At 68.1% G+C, this 4,103-nt stretch carries 3 protein-coding genes; 1 reads left to right on the plus strand and 2 read right to left on the minus strand.

Translation table 11 applies throughout. The features are described from left to right. The first annotated feature begins 121 nt into the window (after positions 1-121). Positions 122-1,507 carry a carotenoid oxygenase family protein gene (locus WBV89_RS15970; RefSeq protein ID WP_423982336.1) on the plus strand — a complete coding sequence of 462 codons (1,386 nt, stop codon included), beginning with the start codon at positions 122-124 and terminating at the stop codon, positions 1,505-1,507. A gap of 37 nt (positions 1,508-1,544) precedes the next feature. Here the strand turns inward: WBV89_RS15970 and WBV89_RS15975 are convergent, their stop codons facing one another. Together WBV89_RS15975 and WBV89_RS15980 are read right to left on the minus strand one after the other, a co-directional pair. Next, positions 1,545-2,873 carry a DUF2254 domain-containing protein gene (locus WBV89_RS15975; RefSeq protein ID WP_423982337.1) on the minus strand — a complete coding sequence of 443 codons (1,329 nt, stop codon included), beginning with the start codon at positions 2,871-2,873 and terminating at the stop codon, positions 1,545-1,547. A gap of 50 nt (positions 2,874-2,923) precedes the next feature. Further along, positions 2,924-4,103, minus strand: a 1,180-nt coding sequence (locus WBV89_RS15980) for an Lhr family helicase (RefSeq protein WP_423982338.1), incomplete at its 5' end; no start/stop codon positions are given.

Here is a 4,103-nt window from a genome sequence, read left to right on the forward strand (position 1 = left end):
ACCCTGCGATCTCGTGAACTCTTCGCGCACGGAGCGCGGGAAGAGTTCACGAGATGCCCGGATTCGGAAATGCGTGAGCCGTAGGTTGACAGCTGTACACCGATCGTGTTGGATGGACTTCATGACCGACACGCTCGACCCCGACACGACGACCGATCTCCCGATCCGCCGCCCGCACGACAACCCCTACCTCGCCGGGAACCTCGCACCCGTCACCGAGGAACTCACCGCCTTCGACCTCCCGACCACCGGTGAGATCCCGGCCGATCTGGAGGGTCGCTGGTTGCGCAACGGTCCGAACCCCGAGAGCGTGGACGACCCCGCGAAGCACCACTGGTTCCTCGGGACCGGCATGGTCCACGGAGTCCGACTCCGCGGCGGGCGCGCCGAGTGGTACCGCAACCGCTTCGTGCTCGACGCCGCTGACCGCGCCGCCGGGCTGTTCGGGGCCAACACGAATGTCGGCGGGTTCGCCGGCACGACGTGGGCGATGGTCGAGGGCGGACAGCCCCCCGTCGAACTCGGCTACGAACTCGAGCCGAAGGGGTTCAACCCGTTCCACGGAACGCTCGACGGTCCGTTCACGGCTCACCCGAAGTACGACCCCTCGACCCGCGAGCTGCACTCGGTGAACTACCACTGGCCGGACCTGATCGACCACGTCAACTACACGGTGGTCGGCGGCGACGGGCGGGTCACCAAGAACCTGGCGATCCCGGTCTCCGACATGCCGATGATCCACGACATGTCACTGACCGACAAGTACGCGGTGATCTACGACCTGTCGGTCACGGTCAATCTCGACGTCCTGACCGCCGGCTACGCATTCCCGTTCAAGTGGGATCCCGACCGCCCCTGCCGAGTCGGATTGCTGCCGCGCGACGGAGGCGCCGACGACATCATCTGGTGCGACGTCGACCCCTGCTACGTGTTTCATCCCCTCAACGCGTACGACGCGGCCGACGGAACGGTCGTGGTCGACGTCTGCCGGTACGACGCGATCATGATCGACGAGCGACACGGACCGTTCGGTGAGAACCTCTCGACGCTCGACCGCTGGGTGATCGACCCCGTCGCGAGGAAGGTCAGCGAGACCCGCATCGACGATCGTCCGCAGGAGTTCCCGCGACACAACCCGCGCTACGGGCTCAAGCAGCACCGCTACGGCTACACGTCCGAGTTCACGACCGGCGATGCCTACAACCGCAACATCCACGGGGCGATCCTCAAGATCGACACCGAGACCGGTTCGAGTTCGGCTCACGAGTTCGGCCACGGTCGTGGCGGCGCCGAGCCGGTGTTCGTCCCCAAAGCCGACGGCACGACCGAGGACGCCGGCTGGATCCTCACCGTCGTCTACGACGCGATTACCGACTCGAGCGAACTGCAGATCCTCGACGCGGAGGACATCGCCGGACCGGAGGTCGCCTCGATCCAACTCCCGCAGCGGGTCCCCTTCGGGTTCCACGGAAACTGGGTCCCCGACTCGAGCGTCGCCCCGAGCTGAAGCCGGGACCGGCGAGGATCGGCGGGTCTCGACCGCGTCACAGCCCTCCACGGAGGGCGTGTCTCGGCTCGATCCGGTGGTCGAACCATTCGAGCACCTCGTCGCGAACCTCGTCGACGCGTCGACGATCGCGTTCGTGATCCATCGCGATGGACGAGTCGCCGCAGTCGACGACGAGGCGCCGGAGGACTCGATGGTGTTCTGCCGGCACCGCGGTTGCCACGTCGCGCAACATCATCATCAGGCGACTCCGGACCGCAGCGTCTCGCCCTCCGTACGCGCGCAGCTGATCGCATGCGAGCTCGGCGAACTCCGAGAAGCTCGCGACCGGAACGACGACGCGGAACGGGCCGTTCGGGGGCCACGCGTGATCATCGAGTTGGACCCTGCCGAGCCGCACGAGAATCGTCGCGAGGTGATCGACGGCCTGCATGGACGTGTACGGGTCGTTCACGGCCGGCGACATCGCCTTGATCGACATGTCGACGAGCTGGCGCAGTCCGAGTCCGACGTCGTGGTGCATCGTGCGCTCGTAGCCGACCTCGAAGGCCCCTCTGATCTCGGAGGCGACCGAGTTCGCGACCTCCGGGGACAGCGTTTGCGCCTCCCCCGCTGCCGGCCACGTCCATGCGAACGGCACGCCTGTCGTCACCGCCTGGCCGAGCTGCGGGACGACGTGCACGTCGACCCCGTAATCGACAGCGATCCGACCGAGCAGCGCCGAGTCGATCTGTTGCACGTAGCCGGAACGGCTCGCGGTCACCGGCCCCGCCGCAGGAGGGATCCGATCGGCGTCATCGGCGCACGGCACTCCCGTCGCCAACCAGTGATCGAGGCGCTCGACCGCTTCACACGCCTCGGACATCACGGTGTGCATGATCGACTCGACCCGGATCGACTGACTGACGTGGTTGAAGAAGTACGCGATGACGACCACGCTGAGCAGGACCGCGACGAACGCGACCGTGACCGCCACCCGCGCCGTGTCGTCGTCGGCCTCGATCGTCAACGTCACGAGGAGCCCGCTGGTCCCGACGAAGTAGGCCAACACGAACTGGGTACTGCCATCGCGGATGAAGTTGCGCAGGAGGCGCGGTGAGAACTGCGTCGACGCGGTCTGCAGCGCGACGATCGTCAGCGACGCCACGACGCTCGAGGCCGTCACCATCGCCGCGAGCAGGGTGGCGAGCAACGAGCGGACCGAACCGGCGGACACGTCGACGAGCAACGGGTCGACCGGCGTGTCGTCCAACGGCCCGACCTGCGCCAGCAGATAGGCGAGGCCGACCGACACGATCGCGGTCACGACGGGCCAGAACCACAGGTTCTCCCGGATGCGTTCGATGAACGCCTGCTTGCGCAACATCGGAACAGTCAAATCGACAGGCGCCCTCCGTGCGCGCATGCGGACTGCGTTCAGCCGCGGAACGTCATGCCGCGATAGCCGTCGGCGAACCCCGCTGTGCGGAGGAGCTCGACGAAACCGTCGGGCGCATCGGCCCCGGTCACGGTGTCGCCGTTCACCTTGCGGATCTCGATCGCCTTGGCCCGGCCCTGCGACACGAGCGACATGAGCGCTCCCGCCCACGACGTGTCGACGAGGGAATCGGGGAAGGTGACCGCGTGGTGACCACGACGATCGAACCAGGCGAGCAGTCGGCCCGCCCGCAGCACGACGAGCGACGACGCGCTGCGCGCCGGTCGTCCGGGTGTCTCGGGCCACGGCAACGTGCCACCGTAGGGATTGGCCGGATCGGTCGACGCGAGGACGATCGGGTCGGGGACGTCCTCGGGATGCAGGTGCGGATCAGGCGTCTCACGCGCGGCGCGCAGTCGGTCGACCGCACCCGGCACGGCGAACTGGGCGGCACCGAGACCGTCGACGAAGTACCCGCGACGCACCTGACCTCGCTCCTCGAGCACCTTCAGCACCCCGTAGACGCTGGTGAATCCACCCGTGATTCCCTCTGCGAGCACCGCCTCGCGGGTGACCACTCCGTAGCGCTCCACCATCTGCAACGCCTGCGCGTGCGATGCCTCGGTCGGGTGTGGCACCGGTGTGAGCAGCGGGGCGACGAGGCTCCACCGCCCCTGCCCCGCCGGTGGACCGATGCGGTTCAAGCGTCCGGGCCGGGGACGCCCGCCGACGCGCGACGAACGCGCCTTCCTCGACGACACTCGCGCGCCGTCGATCACCGCGCGGAGCGGAGCGAGTGAATCGTTGGTGACCTCTCCGGCCCAGACCAGGTCCCAGAGCGCTGCCAGGATCTCGTCGTCGGTCGACGCCGGCGCGGCCCCGCGCAGTTGGTTCCAGAAACTCGCTCCCTGCTCGGCGAGGAGCACCCGAATCGACTCGTGGATCGGGCCGTCGGGGCGATCGCGCTGTTCCCAACCGGGGGCGAGGAGCGGCAACTGATCGGCGAACGTGAGGCGGATGCGTCCGTCACGGGCCCCGACCGCTCCCGCGCCGATCCACACCACCTCGCCCGCCGTGCACAACTCGTCGAGCATCGTCGGGCGGTACGCAGCGACTCGCGACGGGAGGACGTCGGCCTCGATCGTCGACGCGACCAGCGCCGCTCCCGACAGCACGGTC

The sequence above is a fragment of the Ilumatobacter sp. genome (assembly GCF_049588435.1).
GTDB lineage: Bacteria > Actinomycetota > Acidimicrobiia > Acidimicrobiales > Ilumatobacteraceae > Ilumatobacter_A.

What these genes read in the sequence shown, in the direction of transcription:
- WBV89_RS15975 (WP_423982337.1), bottom strand. Translation starts at nt 2,873, where the DNA reads ATGTTGCGCAAGCAGGCGTTCATCGAACGCATCCGGGAGAACCTGTGG.
- WBV89_RS15970 (WP_423982336.1), top strand. Translation starts at nt 122, where the DNA reads ATGACCGACACGCTCGACCCCGACACGACGACCGATCTCCCGATCCGC.